The sequence below is a fragment of the Afifella marina DSM 2698 genome, from assembly GCF_900102695.1.
GTDB lineage: Bacteria > Pseudomonadota > Alphaproteobacteria > Rhizobiales > Afifellaceae > Afifella > Afifella marina.
The window spans coordinates 71,671-93,297 of sequence record NZ_FMVW01000005.1 but is presented as its reverse complement, the minus strand read 5'-3'; the positions used below and the strand labels follow the sequence as shown (position 1 = coordinate 93,297).

At 64.2% G+C, this 21,627-nt stretch carries 19 protein-coding genes and 1 tRNA gene; 10 read left to right on the top strand and 10 right to left on the bottom strand.

What is annotated here, in order from left to right:
• Positions 1-186 precede the first annotated feature (186 nt).
• The 7 genes from BLP76_RS11730 to tsaD form a co-directional block, all read right to left on the bottom strand.
• On the bottom strand, positions 187-693 hold the full coding sequence (locus BLP76_RS11730; protein ID WP_092813067.1) for a L,D-transpeptidase: 507 nt from the start codon (positions 691-693) through the stop codon (positions 187-189).
• A gap of 159 nt (positions 694-852) precedes the next feature.
• Positions 853-2,811 (bottom strand): acetate--CoA ligase, encoded by a 1,959-nt coding sequence (gene acs, locus BLP76_RS11725; RefSeq protein ID WP_092813063.1) that lies wholly within the window; start codon positions 2,809-2,811, stop codon positions 853-855.
• A 147-nt stretch (positions 2,812-2,958) separates the two neighbouring features.
• Entirely contained in the window at positions 2,959-3,372 is a 414-nt protein-coding gene (locus tag BLP76_RS11720; RefSeq protein WP_092813060.1) for a DUF1761 domain-containing protein, read from the bottom strand.
• Positions 3,373-3,408: 36 nt separating this feature from the next.
• Entirely contained in the window at positions 3,409-3,825 is a 417-nt protein-coding gene (locus BLP76_RS11715; RefSeq protein WP_092813057.1) for a DUF1761 domain-containing protein, read from the bottom strand.
• 66 nt (positions 3,826-3,891) lie between these two features.
• Positions 3,892-4,329 carry an EVE domain-containing protein gene (locus BLP76_RS11710; RefSeq protein ID WP_092813054.1) on the bottom strand — a complete coding sequence of 146 codons (438 nt, stop codon included), beginning with the start codon at positions 4,327-4,329 and terminating at the stop codon, positions 3,892-3,894.
• A 42-nt stretch (positions 4,330-4,371) separates the two neighbouring features.
• Positions 4,372-5,376, bottom strand: a complete 1,005-nt coding sequence (locus BLP76_RS11705) for an NAD(P)H-dependent glycerol-3-phosphate dehydrogenase (protein ID WP_092813051.1) — start codon at positions 5,374-5,376, stop codon at positions 4,372-4,374.
• On the bottom strand, positions 5,376-6,470 hold the full coding sequence (gene tsaD / locus BLP76_RS11700) for a tRNA (adenosine(37)-N6)-threonylcarbamoyltransferase complex transferase subunit TsaD (RefSeq protein ID WP_092813048.1): 1,095 nt from the start codon (positions 6,468-6,470) through the stop codon (positions 5,376-5,378). Before tsaD ends, BLP76_RS11705 begins: the two co-directional genes overlap by 1 nt.
• A gap of 63 nt (positions 6,471-6,533) precedes the next feature.
• Here tsaD and hemC point away from each other — a divergent pair, with 63 nt between their 5' ends.
• Together hemC and BLP76_RS11690 are read left to right on the top strand one after the other, a co-directional pair.
• A complete protein-coding gene (hemC, locus tag BLP76_RS11695; RefSeq protein WP_092813045.1) occupies positions 6,534-7,460 on the top strand; it encodes a hydroxymethylbilane synthase in 927 nt (308 codons plus the stop codon).
• Complete coding sequence (locus tag BLP76_RS11690) at positions 7,460-8,194, top strand: uroporphyrinogen-III synthase (RefSeq protein ID WP_092813042.1); 735 nt, start codon at positions 7,460-7,462, stop codon at positions 8,192-8,194. The genes hemC and BLP76_RS11690 overlap by 1 nt, the downstream gene beginning before the upstream one ends.
• Positions 8,195-8,275: 81 nt before the next feature.
• On the opposite strand, the gene BLP76_RS18615 is transcribed toward BLP76_RS11690, so the two are convergent.
• Entirely contained in the window at positions 8,276-8,989 is a 714-nt protein-coding gene (locus BLP76_RS18615) for a hypothetical protein (protein ID WP_139163740.1), read from the bottom strand.
• A 34-nt stretch (positions 8,990-9,023) separates the two neighbouring features.
• Here BLP76_RS18615 and BLP76_RS18610 point away from each other — a divergent pair, with 34 nt between their 5' ends.
• The 4 genes from BLP76_RS18610 (at position 9,024) to BLP76_RS11670 (ending at position 13,915) form a co-directional block, all read left to right on the top strand.
• Positions 9,024-10,301, top strand: coding sequence for a COG4223 family protein (locus BLP76_RS18610; protein ID WP_139163739.1), 1,278 nt, complete (start codon positions 9,024-9,026; stop codon positions 10,299-10,301).
• A gap of 9 nt (positions 10,302-10,310) precedes the next feature.
• The gene (locus BLP76_RS11680) at positions 10,311-12,578 is read left to right on the top strand and encodes a heme biosynthesis HemY N-terminal domain-containing protein (protein ID WP_092813036.1); all 2,268 of its coding nucleotides are present in this window, start codon (positions 10,311-10,313) and stop codon (positions 12,576-12,578) included.
• 156 nt (positions 12,579-12,734) lie between these two features.
• Positions 12,735-12,810, top strand: a tRNA-Thr gene (locus BLP76_RS11675).
• Positions 12,811-12,910: 100 nt separating this feature from the next.
• Positions 12,911-13,915 (top strand): PGN_0703 family putative restriction endonuclease, encoded by a 1,005-nt coding sequence (locus BLP76_RS11670; RefSeq protein ID WP_139163738.1) that lies wholly within the window; start codon positions 12,911-12,913, stop codon positions 13,913-13,915.
• An 18-nt stretch (positions 13,916-13,933) separates the two neighbouring features.
• Here the strand turns inward: BLP76_RS11670 and BLP76_RS11665 are convergent, their stop codons facing one another.
• A complete protein-coding gene (locus BLP76_RS11665) occupies positions 13,934-14,494 on the bottom strand; it encodes a DUF3320 domain-containing protein (RefSeq protein WP_092813030.1) in 561 nt (186 codons plus the stop codon).
• 195 nt (positions 14,495-14,689) lie between these two features.
• Between BLP76_RS11665 and BLP76_RS11660 the strand changes: the two genes are divergently transcribed.
• The 4 genes from BLP76_RS11660 (at position 14,690) to BLP76_RS11645 (ending at position 20,807) form a co-directional block, all read left to right on the top strand.
• On the top strand, positions 14,690-15,949 hold the full coding sequence (locus BLP76_RS11660) for a metallophosphoesterase family protein (protein ID WP_092813027.1): 1,260 nt from the start codon (positions 14,690-14,692) through the stop codon (positions 15,947-15,949).
• Positions 15,939-19,409, top strand: a complete 3,471-nt coding sequence (locus tag BLP76_RS11655) for an ATP-binding protein (protein ID WP_170130539.1) — start codon at positions 15,939-15,941, stop codon at positions 19,407-19,409. Before BLP76_RS11660 ends, BLP76_RS11655 begins: the two co-directional genes overlap by 11 nt.
• 95 nt (positions 19,410-19,504) lie before the next feature.
• Positions 19,505-19,984, top strand: coding sequence for a tellurite resistance TerB family protein (locus BLP76_RS11650; protein ID WP_092813020.1), 480 nt, complete (start codon positions 19,505-19,507; stop codon positions 19,982-19,984).
• Positions 19,977-20,807 carry a glutamine amidotransferase gene (locus tag BLP76_RS11645; RefSeq protein ID WP_092813017.1) on the top strand — a complete coding sequence of 277 codons (831 nt, stop codon included), beginning with the start codon at positions 19,977-19,979 and terminating at the stop codon, positions 20,805-20,807. Before BLP76_RS11650 ends, BLP76_RS11645 begins: the two co-directional genes overlap by 8 nt.
• On the opposite strand, the gene BLP76_RS11640 is transcribed toward BLP76_RS11645, so the two are convergent.
• Positions 20,732-21,499 (bottom strand): cobalt-precorrin-6A reductase, encoded by a 768-nt coding sequence (locus tag BLP76_RS11640; protein ID WP_170130538.1) that lies wholly within the window; start codon positions 21,497-21,499, stop codon positions 20,732-20,734. The two genes, BLP76_RS11645 and BLP76_RS11640, sit on opposite strands and share 76 nt — an antisense overlap.
• Positions 21,500-21,627 lie beyond the last annotated feature (128 nt).

Below are 21,627 nucleotides of genomic sequence, written 5' to 3'. Positions count from 1 at the left end.
CTTCTTTCAGCCGCCTGACGCGCGAAAGGGACGCAATAGCGCCCGTCCGCCCGGGGCCGGCCTATCTCTGAGGCAAGACATGCACCCCGGCCGCCATCCGGCAAGAGCCAAATGCTGCATGCCGCGATCGTTATTGGACGACGCCCCGCATAGGTCCCGAAAAGCGATGAAAACGAGCGACTGGCGTTAGGGCAGGACGACGACCGGCGTCCCGACGCGCACGCGCTCGAAGAGATCGACCACGTCCCGGTTGTACATGCGGATGCAGCCATAAGAGACGAAGCCACCAACCGATTTCGGCCGGTTGGTGCCGTGGATGGCGTATTCGCCGCCGGCAAGCGTCATGGCGCGCGGTCCGAGCGGGTTTTTCGGGCCGGGCGGGATCAGATCCGGCAGCGAGGGAATGTCGTGTTTGACTTCCTTGGGCGGAGAGAAGGTGGGATCGACCACCTTGCGCGAAATGCGCGTGCGCCCCTCCCATTGCTTGCCACGCCGACCGACGCCAACGGTGTAGCGCAAAGCCTGGCCGCCGCGCATGACGAGGTAAAGCCGGCGCTCCTTGGTTTTGACGACGATCGTTCCGGGACGATAACTGTCCTTGAACGGCACCGGCTCCCGCGCCTCAGCCACACCGGCAAGCGCAACGGCTGCGACGACGGCAAGAGCCACCGCCCACTTCTGCACAATCCGCATTCAAAGCCCCCAGAGCCCTGATTTTGCAGTGATTATGCTGCCGTCGCCGGAGATCAGACGAAAAACTCTCTGGTTTGGTTGAGAATTTAAGAAAATTCGTCGGCGACGATGCCGGCGCGAGGCGCCGGCACCAGGCGTGTCAGACCGAAAGCCTCTTCCTCAGCCGGCGCGGTTCTGCCGATGCTCAACGAGATCGTCGACGACAGCGGGTTCAGCGAGGGTGGACGTGTCTCCGAGATTGGAGAAATCATCCTCGGCGATTTTTCTAAGAATGCGTCGCATGATCTTGCCGGAGCGCGTCTTCGGCAGACCCGGCGCGAACTGGATGAGGTCCGGAGAAGCGATCGGGCCGATCTCGGAGCGCACCCAATTTCTGAGCTCCTTTTTCAACTCGTCCGTCGGCTCCTCTCCAGCCATCAGGGTGACATAGCAATAGATGCCCTGACCCTTGATGTTGTGCGGATAGCCGACGACGGCCGCTTCCGACACTTTCGGATGGGCGACCAGCGCAGATTCCACCTCCGCCGTGCCCATGCGGTGGCCGGAGACGTTGAGCACGTCGTCGACGCGACCCGTGATCCAGTAGTCACCGTCGGCGTCGCGCCGGCACCCGTCACCGGTGAAGTAATTGCCCTTATAGGTGGCGAAATAGGTCTGCACGAAACGATCGTGATCGCCATAGACCGTGCGCATCTGGCCGGGCCAGGAATCGAGAATGACGAGATTGCCTTCCGTCGCGCCCTCGAGAAGGTTGCCCTCATTGTCGACGACCGCCGGCTGTACCCCAAAGAAGGGCTTCGTGGCCGAACCGGGTTTTTGCGCAATGGCGCCCGGCAGCGGCGTAATCAAAATGCCGCCCGTCTCCGTCTGCCACCAGGTATCGACCACCGGGCAGCGCTCCTCGCCGACGACGCGATAATACCACTCCCAGGCTTCCGGATTGATCGGCTCGCCAACGGAGCCGAGAAGCCGCAGGGATTTGCGCGAGGTCTTCGTCACCGCCTCGTCGCCGGCACCCATCAGGGCACGGATGGCGGTCGGCGCGGTATAGAAGATATTGACGCCGTGCTTGTCGCAGACTTCCCAGAAGCGCGAGCCCGAAGGATAGTTCGGTACGCCTTCGAACATGAGCGTCGTCGCGCCGTTCGCGAGCGGCCCATAGACAATGTAGGAATGGCCCGTCACCCAGCCGACATCGGCCGTGCACCAGTAGATGTCGCCGTCGTGATAATCGAAGACGTATTGGTGGGTGATGGAGGTATAGACCATATAGCCGCCGGTCGTGTGCATCACGCCCTTCGGCTTTCCGGTCGAGCCTGAGGTATAGAGGATGAAGAGCGGATCTTCGGCGCCCATCTCCTCGGGCGGACAATCTGCTTCGACCTTTTCGATCTCCTCATGATACCAGAGATCGCGGCCTTCTTTCATAGCGACATCACCGCCAGTGCGCTTCACGACGAGAACGTTGCGCACTGAAGCGCCATCCTTTTCGGCGCGTTCGATGGCCTTGTCGGTGTTCGCCTTTAGCGGGATTTTGCGACCACCGCGCACGCCCTCATCGGACGTGATGACGAAATCGGAGCGGCAATCCTCGATACGATTCGCCAAGGAATCCGGCGAAAAGCCTCCGAAGACGACGGAATGAATGGCGCCAATGCGGGCGCAGGCGAGCATCGCATAGGCCGCCTCGGGGATCATCGGCATATAGATCGTTACCCGGTCGCCCTTCTTCACGCCATGCGCCTTCATCACATTGGCGAGGCGGCAGACATATTCGTGAAGCTGGCGATAGGTGATGTGCTTGTCGTCGGAAGGCTCGTCGCCCTCCCAGATGATGGCAACCTGATCGGCGCGATCGGCAAGATGGCGGTCGATGCAATTGACCGAGGCGTTGAGCGTGCCGTCCTCGAACCATTTGATCGACACGTTGTGGTAGTCGTAGGACGTGTTCTTCACCTTGGTGAAGGGCTTGATCCAGTCGATGCGCTGCGCCTGCTCACCCCAGAAACCGTTCGGGTCTTCAACGGACCGGGCGTACATTTCCTGGTACTTGTCCCAATCGATGAAGGCACGCTCGGCCCATTCGGGCGTCACGGAATGTACTTTCGCGTCAGACATGGATGAGCCTCCCCAAGGTTGTGTCGGACCTTACAGTCCGGTTTATACCGCGGCATTATGCCGAGGCGGCCGCGGCTGTCCATGCCACGGCCCTCGCACTTTCGTACATAATATCGAGCACTTCGAATTGGTGACCAGGGCAGGCCTTCATGCCCCGAAAACGCCGAGACAAAAGCCTTCGACGACGAGGACGGAAAGCCAGCGGCCGATCGTCATAAAAATCTGTCGCGCAGGTTGCCCGGCGAGAACGCCGTTGACCCCGGACGTCGTGGCGACAAAGCCCACCCAGAGAATTGCTGCGGAAATGACGCCGTTGCCGATCGTCGTCTGACCGGGTCCGAGATGTCCAATCGCCCCGGCGAGGACGTAGGCCATCATCAAGATAAGGACGAAAACCAGGATCTGCCGCAGAACCGCGGGGGCGCCAGCTGCAGGTGAGCCCTTGGCATCGCCCACAAAGCCCTGGAAGCCTGAGAACATCCGCAGAAACAGGAGGTGGGCGAGGAAGCCGAAAACCGTGGCAAGCGGGATCGCCCAGTAATTCATGCTGCCGAATTGCAAAAGTGTTCTCCGTGGCCGTCTTTGGTCGCTCGGACGTTACGTCCCGAACGCGCCGATGATGAGGCCCTGGAGCATGACGACACCAAGCCAGTGGCCGGAATCGATAAAGGTGAGCGTCCACGGCATGATCTGGTAGCGGTGGTTGACGACAAGCGGCACCAGGATGAACCCTGACCACACGAAGAAGCCTGAAGCGAGGCCGGTGACAATCGAGACCTCACCGATATGACCGATGAGGCCTGCGAGCATCCAAGCCATAAAGATCTCGCCGGTGAGCGAAACGAGAAGCGGCGTGCGATCGACGTTTTCATCGCCATCGTCCACCTTCACCTGGATGAGGCCGGTCGCGGCGGTAAACGGCTTCGCCAGCACCGCGTAATAAATGGCGCCGAAGCCGAATGCGGCGAACCCGGCCACAATGACGGCGAAATAATTGATTCCGGCAAAGGCCATTCCGTCTCCCCCACGCAAGGCGGATCGGTACCGCCCCGCAACCCCATAAAATCGTCGCGCCAGCTCTTAACCGGCTTTAACGTCCTCGACCACCAGCCCGCCGAGCCGGCAGATCATCGCGAATTCATCGTCGCTGACCGGCTGCACGGACAGGCGTGAGTTTTTGACGAGCACCATCTCGGCGAGGCGTTCGTCGGCCTTGATTGTCTCGAGCGACACGGGCTCCTTCAACGGCGCCACGGCCTTGATGTCCACGCACTCCCATTTCCCGCTTTCGTCGGTTGAATCGGGATGCGCCTCGGCCACGATCTCGACCACGCCGACGACCGCTTTGCCTTCGTTCGAATGATAGAAGAATCCGCGCTCGCCGGTTTTCATCTGGCGCATGAAATTGCGCGCCTGGTAATTGCGCACGCCATCCCATTCCTGTCCGCTCGCACCTTTTTTGACCTGGTCGTCCCATGACCATTTGTGCGGCTCCGACTTAAACAGCCAATAGGCCATACCCACCCCTTTCAAGGATTTGCAGCGGTCCGTCTTCGTGCCTCAAGCAATCTCCTGCTTCAAGGGTCGCGAGACCAGGGCTGCGATCGCCTCGTCGAGGGCAAGCCTGCCGGAGAGCACCGCCGCGACGGCACTCGTGATCGGCATGTCGATGCCGTGCTCGCGGGCGAGACGCGCGGCGATGGCGGCCGTGAAGGCGCCTTCCGCGAGCGGCTTGTCCGGCGCGGTCAACTCAGCAACGGATCGGCCCTCGGCCAGGGCAATGCCGAAGCTCGTATTGCGAGATTGGCGGCTCATCGCCGTCAGCATGAGATCGCCCAAACCGGAAAGTCCCATGAACGTCTCGGGGCGGGCGCCCATCCGAGCGCCGAGACGGCTCATTTCGGCAAGACCGCGAGTAACGAGGGCGGCGCGGGCGCTCTCGCCGAGCCGGCGGCCCTCGACGATGCCGGCGGCGATGGCGATGACGTTCTTGAGCGAACCGCCAAGCTCCGCGCCGATGATGTCATCGCTCGCATAGGCTCTGAAACTATCGGAGGAGAGCGTCGCCGCGACGCGCTCGGCAACGGCAATTTCGCTTGCTGCAACCGTGACGGCGGTCGGAAGACCTCTGGCGATCTCCGCGGCATAGCCCGGACCCGACAATGCCCCGATCTGGTGTTCCGGCAGCGCCGCCCGCACGATCTCACCCTGAAGCGCGCCGGTCTCCTGCTCGATGCCCTTGGCACAGGCGACAACCACGGCATCCTCAGAAAGCGTTGCGCCGATTCCAGTCAGCAGCGACCGGGTGGCTTGCGACGGGACGACGAGAAGCACGCAATCGGCGTCGCCGAGGCGCGCCATATCGCTGGTGACGGCGATCGTCTCCGGCAGCCGCGGCCCGGGCAGAAAATCGCTATTTTCCCGGCTTTCCGCCATTCGCTCAGCGGCTGCTGCGTCGATCGTCCAGAGCGTCACCGAAGCACCGGCACGCTCTGCAACAAGAGCGAGTGCGGTGCCGAAAGCGCCGGCTCCCGCGACAGCGACTTTACGAAAAGGCCTGCTCATTAAACTCTTGCTCCGTGACGGCCGGATCCGAGAAGCGGTTCCGCAGCCTGATCGAGCGGCCAGCGCGGACGCGCCACAATGTCTTCGAGCGCCTCGCCTGCACCGAGGCGCATGAGCCCCGCCCAGGCGATCATCGCCGCATTGTCGGTGCAAAGGTCCGATCTCGGCGCGACGAAAGCGATGCCAGCCTTGTCGGCAAGCTCGGACAGTGCGGAACGGACGGCCTGATTGGCGGCAACGCCGCCGGCGACGACGAGGGCGTTCCACGGCTGCACTCTGAGCGCATGGGCTGTGCGTTCGGAAACGATTGCTGCCACTGCCGCCTGGAAGCCGGCGCAAAGATCATCGACATCTTTCTCCGACAGCGGAACCAGTGCCTCCGCCTTGATCCGAAGGGCCGTCTTCAGCCCGGAAAAGGAAAAGTCGCAGCCTTTCGTACCGAAAAGGGGGCGCGGCAAGTTGAAGCGGTTCGGATCTCCTCTGAGGGCGCGCTTCTCCACTTCCGGGCCGCCCGGATAGCCAAGACCAAGAAGCTTTGCCGTCTTGTCGAAAGCTTCACCGAGCGCATCGTCGATTGTGGAACCGAGGCGCCGGTAGCGGCCATAGCCTTCGACGGCGACGAGCTGCGTATGTCCTCCGGAGACGAGGAGAAGCAGATAGGGAAAGGCAACGTCATCGGTGAGGACGGGGGTGAGCGCATGGCCCTCCAAATGATTGATTCCGAGAAGCGGAAGGCCGGCCGCGGCGGCAAGCGCCCGCGCCGTGGTCACCCCGACGAGCAGACAACCGATGAGGCCCGGCCCGGACGTCACGGCAATCGCATCGACATCGCAAAGGCGTTTGTCCGCATCCGCAAGGGCTGCGGCAATGATGCCATCGAGCGCTTCCACATGCGCGCGCGCTGCGATTTCCGGCACCACCCCGCCAAAGGCGGAATGCTCCGCGATCTGGCTGAACACCGCATTTGAAAGGATTTTTCCCTTCCCGTCCGGGCCCCGAGCAACGACGGATGCGGCGGTTTCGTCGCAGCTCGTTTCGATGCCGAGCACGCTCGATGCGGCGCCTGGGGGGACGCCGGGGAGGACCGGGTCCATTGCACTTATCCCCTTGGCTGATTAGACCCTAGGCGTGTAGCACCGGCTAAGCTGAAGGGGCAAATGGAACGGCTCAGAATTGGGACACGCGGCAGCGGCCTGGCTCTATGGCAGGCGCATGCGACGCGTGACGCGCTGGTCGCGACTGGGATCGACGAAGCCGACATCGAGATCGTCGTCATCAAGACCTCAGGCGACCGCATTCAAAATCGTGCACTGCTGGAAGCGGGTGGCAAAGGCCTCTTCACCAAAGAGATCGAAGAGGCGCTGATCGATAAATCCATCGATATTGCCGTGCATTCCGCCAAGGATATGCCGACGCGCCTGCCGGAAGGGCTGACGCTTGCTGCCTATCTGCCCCGCGCAGACGTTCGCGACGCAGTCATTTCGCATCATGGCGGCGGCCTTGAAAATCTGCCCGAGGGCGCTCGCTTCGGGACTGCCTCCTTGCGCCGCGAAGCGCTGTTGCGGCGGGCCAGACCCGACCTCGAGATCACGCTTCTGCGCGGCAATTTGCCGACCCGCATCCAGAAGGTCGAGGACGGCGAACTCGACGCGACGCTGCTTGCCTATGCCGGCATGTGCCGCCTCGGTGTCGACAGCCATGCGACGGCGCTTCTCGATCCGTTGGAATTCCCGCCGGCTTGTGGTCAGGGCGCAGTGGTCATCGAGTGCCGCGACGACGATGCCAAGATGCGCGATCTCCTAGACAAGATCGGCCATGCCGAGACAGCGTCTGCCGTCACCTGCGAGCGCGCCTTCCTCGACACCTTGGATGGATCCTGCCGCACACCGATCGCCGGTTGGGCACAAGTGAACGGCGATAAGCTCTCCTTCCGAGGCCTTCTGCTTTCACCCGACGGCACGGAAGTTCTGGAAGGCTCCGCCGAAGGCTCGGCCACAGACGCAGAAAAGATCGGTCGCGAGACGGGTGCCGAGGTGCGCGGCCGCGCCTCTGCCGAACTGTTGGCCAAGATCGGGATCGCCTGATGCGTCTCGTCGTCACCCGCCCCGAACCTGATGGCAGCCGCACGGCCCATACGCTGATTGCTCTCGGCCATGAGGTGGTGCGTTCGCCGGCCCTTGCAGTGGTGCCCCTTCAGGCACCCCTGCCGGAGGACGAGTTCCAAGCGGTGCTGGTGACGAGCGCGAATGCAGTGCGGGCGCTTGCCGCCCATGCGGAACTCGCCCGCCTGCAGCATCTGCCATTGCTTGCGGTAGGCGACCGCACGGCCGCCGAAGGTCATCACCTCGGCTTCCCAGACGTGCGCAGCGCCGGCGGCGACGTGAACGCACTTGCCGTGCTGGCTCGCGAAACACTGAAGCCCGAAGACGGGCCCGTCCTCTACCTCGCCGCCAACAGCCGCGCCGGCGCACTTGAAGACAAGCTGGCGGCCGCAGGCTTCGATGTGGTTTTGCGAGAAATCTATCGTTCGGAGCCGGTCACCGAGCTGAAAAGCCGGGCCCGCGACATGCTGGCCTCAGGCGAAGAGGCCGGTATTCTCATCTATTCACAGCAAAGTGCCGCCACCTTCGCACGCACTCTGGAAGCTGCCGGGCTGACGCCGCTTGGCGCGAACATCGTCTGCTTCTGCCTCTCCGACCAGGCCGCCGCGCCGCTCAGACCCATTGCCCGCGGTCCGGTCATTGTGTCAGATCGCCCCGATCAGGCTTCGCTCTTTGACATGATCGCCCACTATCAAGGGTCATCTTGCGACGGATAGGTCGGCGGAATTGGGCGAGGCGTTCCACCAACGCCCGCATTAGGGCATAACAATTGAGGAACCGATCGCCGCGATCGGCTTTCAGCTGCAGGAGGGGCAGGTGGCCAGGCAACCTGAGGACAAGCGTATGTCCGCCTCGGGCGACAAGCGTAAACCCGTGACAATCGATCTGAAGGCCGAAGAAGTGAAGCAGAGCTCCGCGGGCGGCCCCGCCGACCCCAAAAAGAACGAAGCGCCGAAGATGGCGGTTGACCGCGAGGGACGCCAGGAAGAGCCCGGGAAGACCGGCGCACCGGCCGGCCCCGTAAAGCCATCGGAAGACAAGAACGCACAGCGCGAGGATGCCGTAAAGACCGGCGCCGCAAGCCGGGGCGCCGACAGCGCGAGTGCAACAAACGCAAGCGGCACGGACGCAGCGGCGAAAGGCAGTGCCGCGGCAGCATCAAGTGCAGCGACCGCGAAGGCCGGCGAGAAACCCTCGACATCGGCCAACACCGCGGAGAAGGCCACCCCAGACAAAACTTCTGCGACCTCGGACAAGACATCCGATAAGGAACCGGCCAGGCCGGACAGCAGGACCACCGCCCCGGGAGCTGCAGGCAAAAACGCTTCCAGCACGAGCGCTGCCGGAACGGCTGGCGCGACCGCAACTGGCACTGCCGCAACTGGCACGGCGACGGGCAAGCCGGGGGCTATCCCGAGCACGGGCACGGAAACGGGCGCCGCCAGCAGCGCAGACAAAGACGTCAACAAGGGCACCCCGAAGCCGGGGCCCGAGAAATCCGCGTCCGGCAAGACGCCACCCCCGCCCAAGCCGCCGAAGCGGGGAGTGGGATTCGGCGGGCTCCTCCTCGCCGGCATCGTCGGCGGCGGTGTTGCGCTTGGCGGCGCCTGGGCGCTGCAGACCTATGGTCCCCAATACGGCGTCACGCTTCCGGGCACCAATGGCGGCGGAGGAACGGGCGCAACGGCGGGAACAGGCAGCAACGATGCGGCAATTGCCCGCCTGCAGGACGAGCAAGCGCAGCTTCAGGAACAACTTGAAGCTCTGCAGAACCAGCCCGCTGTGGCAGAGGGCGGTGGATCGGACGATCTCCGCGCGGAAGTCTCAGAATTGCAGCGTTCCGTGGCAAACCTCACGGATCAAAACGGCGCTGCGTCGGCAGAACCGACTGCGCTCAATGATCTTCGCAACCGTATCAATTCGCTCGAAGAGCAAATGAGCGCTGCAGCAGGCGGCGGCGAGAGCGCGCCCGCCCAGGCTGGCGCCGGTGCCAGCCAAGGAGAGCTTCAGGCTCTCTCCGGCCGTCTCGACGACCTTTCAGGGCGGCTTGGGGATCTGGAAAACGCAGCACCCGTCGATCTTGGCCCGCTGCAACAGGCGGTGACGACCAACCAGCAGATGCTCACCACACTGCAGCAGAGCGTCTCCGGCGCGGCCGCCAGCAGCGACCTGTCGAATGTGCGCGATTCCGTTGCGGATCTGCAAAATGCGCTTCAGCATACGCAAAGCACGGACGAGGAGACGCGAGCCCAACTCGAAGAGCTTTCTCAGCGCATGACGAAGCTTGAAGAAAGCATGGAAAACGCGACGGCGATTGCGCCGGCCGTTGCCGCCGAAGCCTTCGCCGACGCTGTCGCAAGCGGCCAGTCATACGAAACCGAGCTCGAGGCAGTTTTTGGCTTTGCTGGGGAAGGCGCGGTGAGCGAGACGCTGTCGGCGCACGCAGCGGAGGGTCTGCCGACGCGCGAAGCCCTCGCAGCGGAATTCCGTACCTACGTTCCGAAGATCCTGCGCGCCGCGGACGCCCCCGAGGAGGATGTCGGCGTGATGGATCGGCTCATCGCAAGTGCGCGAGGCCTCGTGGAGGTGCGTCCCGCCGGGCCGCGCCAGGGCGACGAACCGGATGCCATTGTCTCCCGTATCGAGGCCGATCTCGCTGCCGGTCGCCTCAACGAGGCTTACACCGAATGGCAGAGCCTGCCTGAAGGCGTTCGCCAACCCTCCGCCGATTGGGCCGAAAAACTCAAGGCTCGAGCCGACGCGGAAGCGCTCGCGGAAGATCTGCGGGCGAAATCTCTCTCCCGCCTCAACGCCGCCGGCTGAGGACCTGACATGATTCGCTTCCTCATTCTCATCGCCGTCGTCTTCGCCTTCGTGCTGGGTTTCTCCTGGCTGAAGGAAGCCCCCGGCGAAGTGACCCTCACCTTCGCCGACACGGCCTATACGATCGGGCTTGCCCGCGCCGCTCTCGCGGCGCTCTTGGCAATCGCCGCCGGCTTCATCGTCGTCGGGCTGATCGTTCTCATCCTGCGTTTCCCGCTGAAAGCCCGCCAATCCTGGCGTCGCCGCCGCGAACGCCGCCAGCGCGAGGCGCTGTCGACGGGCCTTCTCGCCGTCGCCGCCGGAGATCTGCGCACCGCCGAGCGTGCATCTCACGACCTGACACGCCGCGACGACGAGCCTCTGGCTCTGCTGCTTCGGGCACAGACGGCGCAGCTGCGCGGCGACCACGCCAAGGCGCGCGAAGCCTTCAAGGGCATGCTCGGCCATGAACGGACGCGCATTGTGGGCCTGAGAGGCCTGTTCATCGAGGCAGCGCGCGAGGGCGACCACGACACGGCTCGCGCATTCGCCGAACAGGCGCGCGAGACCTCGCCTTCGGCCGCCTGGGCCTCGCGCGCCCTGATGCGCTATCAGACGGCGGAAGGCTCCTGGGAAGAGGCACTGAAGACGCTTTCGCGTTATGCCGAGACCGGCGACATCGATCGCAAGGAAGCGCGCCGCCTGCGCGCGGTGATCCTGACCGCTCAGGCAATCGACTGGGAAGACGGCCAGCCAGACAAGGCCAAGGAAGCAGCGCTCGAGGCCCATGGTCTGCAGCCGAGTCTGGTTCCGGCTGCAGTTCTTGCCGGCCGCCTCTCCTCACGTCTCGGCGACATTCGTCGCGCCACGCGCGTTCTGGAGACCACCTGGAAGGCCAATCCGCATCCCGACATTGCTGACGCCTACGCCAATGTGCGCCCCGGCGATTCCGCCCGGGACCGCTTCCAGCGTCTCGAAACCTTGATGAAGCTGCGTCCGCAGGAGGATGCAGCGCGCATGGTGATGGCGCGCGCGGCAATCGGCTCGCGCGACTGGGAGCGCGCCCGCGAGACACTTCTACCGATGATCCGCACCCGGCCGACACAGAACGCGCTTCTGATGATGGCCGAAATCGAGGAAGGCGAGCATGGCGATCGCGGCCGCGCCCGCGAATGGCTGTCACGCGCCGTGCATGCGCCGCGCGATCCGGCCTGGACCGCCGATGGCGTCATCCTCGACGAATGGGCGCCGGTTTCACCGGTGACCGGCCGCATCGACACGGTGGAATGGAAGGTGCCGATCGAGGAACCGGAGAGCCGCCGCACCATCGACATCGATGAGGCGAGCTTCCGTCCGCGCGAGATCAGCCCCCTGCGCGACGAGGGCCCGGCCCCGACATTGACCGCAACCCCGGTCTCCGCGGCATCTGCGTCCAGCGGACCGGCGACAGCGCGGTTCAAGCCGACAGGTGGAAAGCCCGAGACCACCACCACACCTGCGGCGGGTTCAACGACGGCACCCACCGCGGCGGCGAAACCCGCTGACGCCGAAAAGCCGGCAGCACCATCTACCGACAAGCCCAAAGCCAGTGCGGACGCAGGCACGCCACCAACGGCAGCAAAGCCGCAACCTCCCAAGACCACCGCCATCCTTAGCGGGGCCGGAGCGGCAGCCGGGGTGGGGGCCATCCAGCCGCCGAAACCGCGTGAGCCTGCACCCGCAGCAACCGACAAGCCGACGACGACCGCGGCCCCAGAGAGCGCCAAAACCTCCGCAGCAACGGATGCCACGAAACCGAAAGAGAGCAGTGCGGGCTCACAGGCTACGACATCTTTTGCGGCGCCAGTCGCGCCCGACAGCAAGGCTGTCGAGAACACGGCCGGCCGGTCCGCAGGCGCAAAACCGGCGGATGAAAAACCGTCGATCGCCTCGCCTGCGGCGAGCCCGACACCGGCCACTCCGACACCGGCCACTCCCACACCGGCCACTCCCACACCGGCCAGTCCCACTCCGGCCAGTCCCACTCCGGCCAGTCCAACGCCGGCCAGTCCAACGCCGGCCGCATCGGCGAATACGGCTCCCAAGCGGCCTGACCCCTTGGCAGAGGGCAAGGGCGAGGCACCGAAGGCACCGCCCGTTCCGGTCGATGCGCCAAAGGACGCCCATTCCGAGGATGAGGACGCTTCGCAGCGCGCCAACGGCAGCCAGGGCAATCGGCCGCGCCTGCCGGATGATCCAGGACCAGAGGAAAAGAAGCCCGAAGAAGAGGCAGGGCGCAGCCGCTTCAGGCTTTTCTGAAACTGTCGTCGATAACGAACGCGCATGGCAAACGGGTGTCTTCCCCGCTTGCCCGCGCGCCCACATTTCGCTAAGAGGTGGCGCGCTAAGGGGCACCGCCCCTCAATGCCCGGTGTCGATCGACGACATCCTGTCGCCGAGCCATGGCTCGGCCGGGCCGCATTAGCTCAGTTGGTAGAGCACCTCATTCGTAATGAGGGGGTCGCTGGTTCGAGTCCGGCATGCGGCACCATCGCCTCCCTATGTCCAACCCGGGAGGCATCCATAAAAGCCCAGCCAAGTGCAGCGCCGACCCCTCCGGCAGTCCGGTGACGGAAAAGGCGCCGAAGTTTGTGCGCGCCCGTTCGTTTGCGGCGTCCGAAAAGCAGAGCCAGTCGGCTTACTTTCGTGAGAGATTCCCAGACAGGATCGGCTATCGCGGCTATGATTTCTGGCTGACGCCGGGTGGTGAGCGCCTCAACCTCGCCCCGATGATTCGCACCAAAGCCGCCGCCTATTTCTCTGAGCGCCGCATCACCTGGCATCTCGCCGCAGACCATGCGCTTTCATCGCAGGCGTGCTGTCTCAACTTTTTGATGCCTCTCGCCGAACGACCCGAAGTCCTGTCACGGCTCGTCTCGCTGGCGCTCGACATTCCCCAACCCCACATGCTGCCGGTCGAAGCCGGGCCTGAAGGACGTCCCTGGTATGTCGCTTTCGAGTGGATCGACGGCGATTATCTCAATGAGAGCCGGTCAGTCGCAAAGGGATCGGGAACCGGAGGGCGCACACGCGGAGCGAATTGCACCAGCGCCGACGCCTGCCTCGCCTTCCAGCATCAGGGCCGACGCGAGACGCTGCTGATCGAATGGAAGTACACCGAACGATACGGCGCGCCGCTCGATCCGACCGGCCATGACGTCCGCACCATGCGTTACGGAGCTCTCGCCTTCGCTCCCCAGGGGCCGATCCGCTCAGATCTCGGTCTGTCGCTTGACGATTTCTTCTACGAGCCGTTTTACCAGCTCCTGCGCCAGCAAATGCTCGCCTTTCAAATGCAGAAAGCGCGAGAAGAAGGGGCGGAGCGGGTCCGCGTCCTGCATATCGCGCCGTCCGCTAACCTGGCACTTCGCAAAGTGACCTCGCCGGCACTTAGACCATTCGGCAAGGACGCCTTTGCCGTCTTCAGCGGCCTTCTCCAAACGCCGAGCGACTTCGTCAGCTGTTCGACCGAGGCGCTCTTTCGGCCTCTGATCGACGAGCTCGGTCCGGACGATCCGTGGGCATCCTATCTCGATCAGCGCTATCGCTTTCTGACTGCCGACAGCGAAATGACCTCTGCAAAGCTCCACCCTTAGGAGACTGACACTCCCAAGCTACGGCCTTGTGCGTTCGATCGCCTCTTCGAGCCGAGAGCGGGCGCTCGCCGACAGACGCTCCACATCGATGAGACGGGCAAGCACCAGCGGCGGATCATCCTCGTCGAGCAGCGCCAGATTGGCCTCCACCACATCGCTCAGTTCGGCAATGGCGATTTCGCCGACGGCCCGGCGATGCGCAGGCCCTGCCGGCGGCCGGTAGGCGACGCGGCTCGCAACTGTTCCCTTCTTCCACAGGAAGTCGCCGGACGATTCGTCCGTACGATCGACCTCGCGCAGATGTTTGGCGATCTGGTCGCGAATGCGCCGGCCGGTGCGCTGCCAGCCATGGGCGCGGGCGATACGCTGCGCCAGGATATCTTCCCGCACCGGCGCTTCGGCCTCGATCACCGCCTGAACCATATCGTGCAGGGTCTGCCGGTAGGAAAAGTCGAAGAACTTGTCCGGATCCGCGTGAAAGCTCGAAAGATCGGCGATACGGAAGCGGCCGTCACCGTTCTGCGCGGATTCCGAGGTTTGTTTGTCGACCGCGTCTGGATCCGGTTGTGTCTGAGCCATGGGGAACCTCTCCGTTGTGATCGATCTGCGCCCCGCCTGGGGGCAATCTGCATAGAGGGGATAAGGTCCTCAAGAGGCAGGAGCGCGACCGACGGTGTCGCGCGACGACCCGTCCCGGCAAAAGGCCGGCTTGCGATCATCGCCCGCGCATCCCATAGCTGAGCCTATCCGCCCTTTGTCTGCGACGAGGATTTCTTGGCATCCTTCACTTTCCTGCACGCCGCCGATCTGCATCTGGGTAGCCCGCTGCAGGGTCTGAGCGTCAAGGATCCAGAAATCGCTGCGCGCTTTGCGGAGGCGATCCGCCGCGCATTCCAAAACCTTGTCGCCCAGGCGATCGAACGCAAGGTCGCCTTTCTCGTCATTGCGGGCGATATCTATGACGGCGAATGGCCCGACAACAATGTCGGCCTCTTCTTCAACCGCGAGGTGGCGCGTCTCGACCGCGCCGGCATCCCGGTCTTTCTCCTCAAAGGCAATCACGATGCCGACAGTGTCGTGACAAAGAGCATCGCGCTTCCAGGCTCTGTGCGCGCCTTCGACACGGCAAAGCCGGAGAGCTTCCGCATCGACCACCTCAAAGTGGCTCTGCACGGCCAGGGGTTTCGTGAACGTGCGGAGCGCAACAATCTCGCGCTCGCCTATCCACCGCCCGTCCCCGGCCAGTTCAACATTGGCGTCCTTCACACGGCGCTGACCGGGCGCCCTCCCCATGCGAGCTACGCCCCCTGCTCCGCCGAAGAACTCGCCGCGCGCGGCTATGATTATTGGGCGCTCGGGCACGTCCACGATTTCGAGATCGTGGCCGAGGATCCGCCGATCGTCTTCCCCGGCAATCTTCAGGCCCGCTCCATCCGTGAGACAGGTGAAAAAGGCGCCGTCCTCGTCACCGTCGAGGACGGGCAGGTAACAAACAAAGAGCGGCTTCTGGTCGACGAGGCTCGTTTTGCCGAGATCGCACTCGATATCGGCGGCATCGAGACCATGGCGCAGCTTCTAACCGCCGTGGAAGAACGTATCTCGACCCATGCCGAGACAGCGAAAGACCGGCTCCTGGCCCTGCGTCTCCGCCTCACCGGCACCTCGCCGCTGCGACGGCGATTGATCGCCGATCGCGCCAATCTCGTCGACGACGTGCAGGCCGCCTGCCATCGCTGCCACCCCGACATCTGGCTGGAAAAGCTCGATCTGCGCGTGAGCGAGTCGGCAACACCGGCACAAACGGTCAATCCAGATCAGAAGCTCGATATCGAACCGCTCCTGCAAGCGCTTGTGCGCGATCCGGAGATCCTCGATCAGGCCCAGGGGATCGTCGCCGAAATCGCGGCCAAGCTGCCCGGTGGGCTGGGTGCGGAGGCGGCACCGCTCGGCGCAGATATGCCGGCCCTTCTTGCCGAAGCCGCCGATCTTCTCCGCGTCCGCCTTGCCACGGAGGAGGATGCCGATGCGCTTTGAGCGCCTCACTCTGCTGCGCTACGGCGCATTTTCCGAGCGGGAGATCAACTTTCGCGACGAGGCAAAGCTGCATCTCGTCTATGGGCGCAACGAAGCCGGCAAATCCTCCGCTCTAGCCGCCATCTCCGACCTCCTCTTCGGCTTTCCCGAGCGAACCAACGGCTTTGAATTCCTGCACGGGACAAAAGCGCTCCGGGTCGCAGCGAGCCTCCGTACGGGGGACGGAACGAGCCTCACATTCAGGCGCAAGCGCGGACGCAAACTCACGCTGCTCTCCGACGACGACAGCGAAACGCCGTTGCGCGACGACACACTCCTGCCTTTCACAGGCGGTCTGTCGCGCGATGTCTTCGAGCGGGCATTCGGCCTTGATTCAGCGCGACTTCGCGCTGGCGCCGATGCCATGCTCGCCGCCGAGGGCGAACTCGGCAGCCTCTTGTTTGCCGCCGCTTCGGGGCTTTTGCATCTGCGCGCCACCAAAGCCAAGCTGGAGGAAGACGCCACCCGCATCTTCGCGCCGCGTGCCTCCAAAGACCGCCTCTTCTACCAGATCCGCGACCGCCATGAGGAGGCGCGTAAGGAGGAACGCGCGAGCCAGCTGCGCGCCGGCGACTGGCGCGATCTCAACCGCGCCATCGACGAGCTTCAGGAAGAACACGAGGCTCTGGCCTCTGCGCGCGCGAAAATTCGTCAGAAACTGCATACGCTGCAGCGGCTGCGCCAGATCGAACCGACCGTCGCGGAGATCGATCGAGAGACGGCACGGCTCGCCGACTTCTCAGATCTTGCGCCCTATCCGTCCGGCACGGCCGAACGTCTGGAAGCCCGGCTGCACGAGGCCGCCCGCGCCGAAGAGGCTCTGAGCGCGGCCCAGGACCGCGTGAAGGTGGCGGAAGCAAAACTCGCCGGCATCGCTGTCGATCAGGCGCTCATCGACAAGGCCGAGACGATCAGCGCGCTTTACGGAAACTCGGGGGACTATGCCAAGAGCCAGCGCGACCTTCCCCGCGTCATCGCCGAGCGCGACGATTACACCGCGCAGATGGCAGAGCTTGGCGGCCGCCTCGGGATCGCCGCCACCGATCTTGAACGCCTGCAGCCGCCGGATGCCGCCCTTGCCGCGCTCGAAGCTGCCGTCAGCGAGGGACAGCGCCTCAAAGCCGCTCGGGAAACGGCCGAAAAGCGCCTTGCGGAAGAGCGCGATGCTCTCACGGAGCTTGCCCGTGAAGCGCCGGTAACGCCATTGATCGATCCAAGGCGCTGGGAAGACCAGCTCCTGGCGCTGCGCCCGGATCTGAAAAAGCTGGAAAAGCGCGAAGAGCTTGAGCGCGGCTGCCTCGTGCAGCGGCAAAAACTCGTCGAAAACGCCGCAGCTCTCGTCCCGCCGGTCGACGATCTCGGTCGCATCGCTGCGGTCGCACTGCCGTCCGTCGAGACGCTTGCCGATCATCGCAACCGGCTGAAGGCAGCTTCAGACGAGTTGCACCAGGTCGAAGAGGCCCTCACGCGCAATCGCAAGGAGCAGGAAGCGCTCCGCCCCGAAAGCGCGGTCGCCGGCAAGCCCGCACCGCCCAGCACCGCGGAGATCGAAGAAGCACGCGGATTGCGTGACCGGGCTTTTGCCGGGCTTCGTGGCCCCCTCCTCGGCGAGACGGCTCCCCTTTCCGAAGAGACCGCCACACACGCGGTCGCCACCTTCGAAGTTTTGACGAAAGAAGCCGACCGGCTGGCTGATCATGCTTTGGCGGGTGCTGAGACCCTCGCTCGGCTGGCGCTCGAAGAGGCAGAGCATGAGACGCAGCTCTGTGAGGCAGAAGCGCTTGAGCGGCAAAAGGCGAAGGTGCGCGAAGCCTTCACGCATACCGAACGGGCCTATCATGAACTCTTTGCCCATTGCGGCGTAACGCCTCTCGGCGCGGACGACATGATGGCATGGCGTGGTGAGATTTCCCGCCTTCTCGACGAACGGCGCCTCCTCCTTGAGCGAGAGAGCGAACTTTCCGCTCTTCAGCGCCTGTCCGATGAGCTTGGGCCGGCACTTGCCGCGATCGCCGAAGGCATCGGCCTTGAAGAGGCGAAAGCCCTGCCGCAGCCGGCCTTGCTACGCGCCATCGAGGAGCGGCTGCGGACGCTCGCCACCATTTGGAGCGAGAGCCGCGCGCTCGCTGGGCGCCGCGAGGACGCCGAGTTGCGCATCAAGCGCCTTGAGGACGAGACGGCGAAGCTGAACGAGCAAGACCGCCTCTGGCAGGAACACTTTCGCACGGCTGCAGGCGCGGTCGGGCTGTCGCCGAAGACGACGATCGCAGAGGCCGCCGCCAATATCCGCCTGTGGGAGCGCCTGCCCGATTTGAGGCGCGAGCGCGATGCCCGCGAGCGTCGGGTTGCCGGGATGCGCCGCGACATCGGCGAGTTCGAAACAAAGGTGGGAGCCCTCGTCGCCGAGGTCGCGACAGAGCTCGCAGGACTTCCGGCCGGGCACGCTATCAAGCTGCTCGAGGAGCGGGTCCAGGAAGCCCGCACCGACGCGGCGCAACGGCGCGCGGCCCATACAGCACTCGCAGAAGCAAAGGCGGCCCTCCTTGCGAGCGAGGAGAGCAGCGCGCGCGCCCGCAAGGCGCTCGAGGATGCGCTGACCGCCACCCCCGAGGCCGATCCGAGCGAGCTCATCGCGCGGCTACGGGAACGCGATCGGCTGGCGGCGGATCTTGCCCGCTGCCGGGAGCGCCTTGCAGAGATATCCGATGGCGCAGGCGAAGACGCCGTGCGGACCGAACTCGCCACATTCGATCGCGGCCGCGCCGAGATCGACATGGAAACGCTGGGCCGGGACGAAGAGCAGCTCGACCAGGAGATGGCGGAACTCTATGCCCGTCTCGCCGAAAAGCGCGGCGAGCGCGAACGCCTGGAACGCGCGCCCGGTTCGGAGGCCGCCGCCTTCGCAAAACACGCCGCAGAGGTCGAGATCGTCGAGGCAGCACGCCAATGGGCGGTCCTGAAACTCTCGGCGACGCTTCTGACGGCCGCGATGGAGCATCACCGGGCAAAAGAGAGCGACCCGATGATGGAGCGCGCCGGCGCGCTCTTTTTCATGCTGACCGACGGCGCATTCGCAACACTCGCGCAGGAGCTCAACGAGGCGGATGAGCCAGAACTCAAAGCGGTGCGCAAGAACGGCGAGAAGATCACGATTTCAGGGCTGAGCGACGGGACGCGCGATCAGCTCTATCTCGCCCTTCGCCTCGCCTTTCTGGAGGATTATTGTCGCCACAACGAGCCGGCACCGTTTATCGGCGACGATCTCTTCCAGACCTTCGACGATGAACGCACGGCAGCCGGCATCAAAACGCTTGCAGCCTCGAGCGCCCATTTCCAGCCGATCCTCTTCACCCATCACAGAAGCGTGGTGGCAACGGCCGAGCAGGCTCTCGGCCAAGACCTCGATCTGATCGAGATTTAGAACGGGTCATACCCGAAGGTTCGCGCTGTCTTACCAAGCCGTCACTGGCAACGGCACGTCTCTTGCACTAGCTTCAGCGCCAAAGGGACCTGACCATGCTCGATGCACTGCGCAACTTCCTGACTTTCAAGGGTGAAGAACAACAACGCCCTTTCACTGACGACGATCAGCGACTCGCCTTTGCCGCATTGCTCGTCCATTGCGTCGCCGTCGATGGCGCTGCCGGCGAAGATGAGCGCGCGCGTATGCGCGAAATTCTCAAGGCGGATTACGGTCTGAGCGGCGACGATCTGGAGCGTCTGATCACCGAGGCCGAGCGCGTCGACGCCGAAGCGATCGACCTTTACCGCTTCACCAGTGTGCTGAAGCGGCAGATGACCATCGAAGAGCGCATCCGCGCGGTGGAAAGGCTCTGGGAAGTCATCTATGTTGACGGCGAAGTGCATGAATTCGAAGACAATCTCGTCTGGCGCGTCGCCGAGCTTTTGGGTGTCGATCGCAATGCGCGTATCGGCCTGAAGCTCGCCGTGGCCGAGCGCCATGCTCAGAGCGAGCGCGAATCACACAATGAGTGATGCAACGATCCATTATCTGACGCGTCAGGCCCCGAACGATGACGCGAGACGGCCCGTGCTCGTCGTCCTGCACCAGGAGACATCGAGCCCTGGAAAGCTCGGCCAGATGCTGCAGGCGAAGGGCTACCGGCTCGATATCCGTCGGCCGCGCTTCGGCGATCCGCTGCCTGAGACGATGGCGGACCACAGCGGCGCTGTGATCTTCGGCGGTCCGATGAGCGCCAACGATACCGACGATTTCGTCAAGCGCGAGATCGACTGGATCAATATCCCTTTGAAGGAAGAAGCCCCCTTCCTCGGCATCTGCCTTGGCGCGCAGATGCTGGTGAAGACATTGGGCGGCGAGGTCAAAAGCCACTGCGAAGGTTGCGCGGAGATCGGCTTCTACCGGCTCGACGCGACGCCTGAAGGGGCCGCGATGATGGACTGGCCGAGCCATGTCTATCAATGGCACCGCGAAGGCTTCGACCTTCCGACAGACGCGACGCTGCTCGCCCGTGGAGAGCTCTTTCAAAACCAGGCGTTCTCAATCGGTCCGGCCGCTTTCGGCGTGCAATTCCACTCCGAGCTCACATATGCGATGGCCTGCCGCTGGACGGTGCGAGGCGCGGAGCGCATGAACCTGCCAGGGGCGCGGCCAAGGCCCGACCACATGGCCAAATGGTTCCGCTACGATCCGCCCGTGCGCCAGTGGCTCGACGGCTTTTTAGACAGCTGGATCGCGCGTGACGGCCGTTCACCGAAGGCTCAGCTGAGCGACGCCGGCGCGTCGGCCGCGGCAAAGAGCGTCGTCTCCAGCCATTCGAGGATCGCTTCGAGCTGAGCCGCCTTCGGCCCTTCCGGCGGTTTCGGTCGGCGGACCAGCACGACGGGCAGGCCCAAAAGGCGCGCCGCCTCGATCTTGGCGCTTGCGCGGCCGCCTGAATCTTTCGACACGATCCATTCGATTCCGTGTTCCTTGAAGAGCGCGATCTCGGCCTGTGGATCGTTGGGCGGGCGACCCAAAATGACCTCGCCGCGCGGAAACTCCTCCCCGGCGACCGGCGGTTCGATCATGCGCATCAGGCACCACAGATCCTGACGCTCCGCGAAGGCGCGGATTTCGCGACGCCCCGCGGCGAGAAAGACACGCGCGCCCTGCGGAATCGAGGCTGCGGCCCCTGCCATATCGGCAACCTCGATGAAATGATCGTCCGGACGGCGTTCGAACCCCGGGCGCACGAGCTTGATGCGCGGCACCTGCGCCATCTCGGCCGCCTCTTTGGCGTGCTGCGCGATGCGTGCGGCAAAAGGATGCGTCGCGTCGACGAGTGCGTCATAACCGCCCTCCCGCAGAGCCTGGGCAAGCCCGTCGGGGCCGCCGAACCCGCCACGGCGCACGTTGCCTGCCACCGCCTGGGGCAGACGCGTCAGCCCGGCGAGCGAGGTGACGGTGTCGAGACGGGTATCTCCCGCAAGCCGCGCCGCCAGTTCTCCGGCCTCCGCCGTACCGCCGAGGATCATCACCTTGGCCATGAGCTCTCCATTCATTCCCGCGTGTACCGATAGACCGAAACGCGCCGCCAGATTGTGCTTTGATCAAAACGCCTTGAATGCAGCGCAGGCAAGCCCGCGAAGGCACTTGTCTTGCCGTTTTCCTCCTG

Coding starts and splice junctions, on each gene's coding strand:
- BLP76_RS11730 (WP_092813067.1), bottom strand. CDS start 693: ATGCGGATTGTGCAGAAGTGGGCGGTGGCTCTTGCCGTCGTCGCAGCC.
- tsaD (WP_092813048.1), bottom strand. CDS start 6,470: ATGGACCCGGTCCTCCCCGGCGTCCCCCCAGGCGCCGCATCGAGCGTG.
- BLP76_RS11640 (WP_170130538.1), bottom strand. CDS start 21,499: ATGGCCAAGGTGATGATCCTCGGCGGTACGGCGGAGGCCGGAGAACTG.
- BLP76_RS11680 (WP_092813036.1), top strand. CDS start 10,311: ATGATTCGCTTCCTCATTCTCATCGCCGTCGTCTTCGCCTTCGTGCTG.
- BLP76_RS11715 (WP_092813057.1), bottom strand. CDS start 3,825: ATGGCCTTTGCCGGAATCAATTATTTCGCCGTCATTGTGGCCGGGTTC.
- acs (WP_092813063.1), bottom strand. CDS start 2,811: ATGTCTGACGCGAAAGTACATTCCGTGACGCCCGAATGGGCCGAGCGT.
- BLP76_RS11690 (WP_092813042.1), top strand. CDS start 7,460: ATGCGTCTCGTCGTCACCCGCCCCGAACCTGATGGCAGCCGCACGGCC.
- hemC (WP_092813045.1), top strand. CDS start 6,534: ATGGAACGGCTCAGAATTGGGACACGCGGCAGCGGCCTGGCTCTATGG.
- BLP76_RS11650 (WP_092813020.1), top strand. CDS start 19,505: ATGCTCGATGCACTGCGCAACTTCCTGACTTTCAAGGGTGAAGAACAA.
- BLP76_RS11645 (WP_092813017.1), top strand. CDS start 19,977: ATGAGTGATGCAACGATCCATTATCTGACGCGTCAGGCCCCGAACGAT.
- BLP76_RS11705 (WP_092813051.1), bottom strand. CDS start 5,376: ATGAGCAGGCCTTTTCGTAAAGTCGCTGTCGCGGGAGCCGGCGCTTTC.
- BLP76_RS11665 (WP_092813030.1), bottom strand. CDS start 14,494: ATGGCTCAGACACAACCGGATCCAGACGCGGTCGACAAACAAACCTCG.
- BLP76_RS11710 (WP_092813054.1), bottom strand. CDS start 4,329: ATGGCCTATTGGCTGTTTAAGTCGGAGCCGCACAAATGGTCATGGGAC.
- BLP76_RS11655 (WP_170130539.1), top strand. CDS start 15,939: ATGCGCTTTGAGCGCCTCACTCTGCTGCGCTACGGCGCATTTTCCGAG.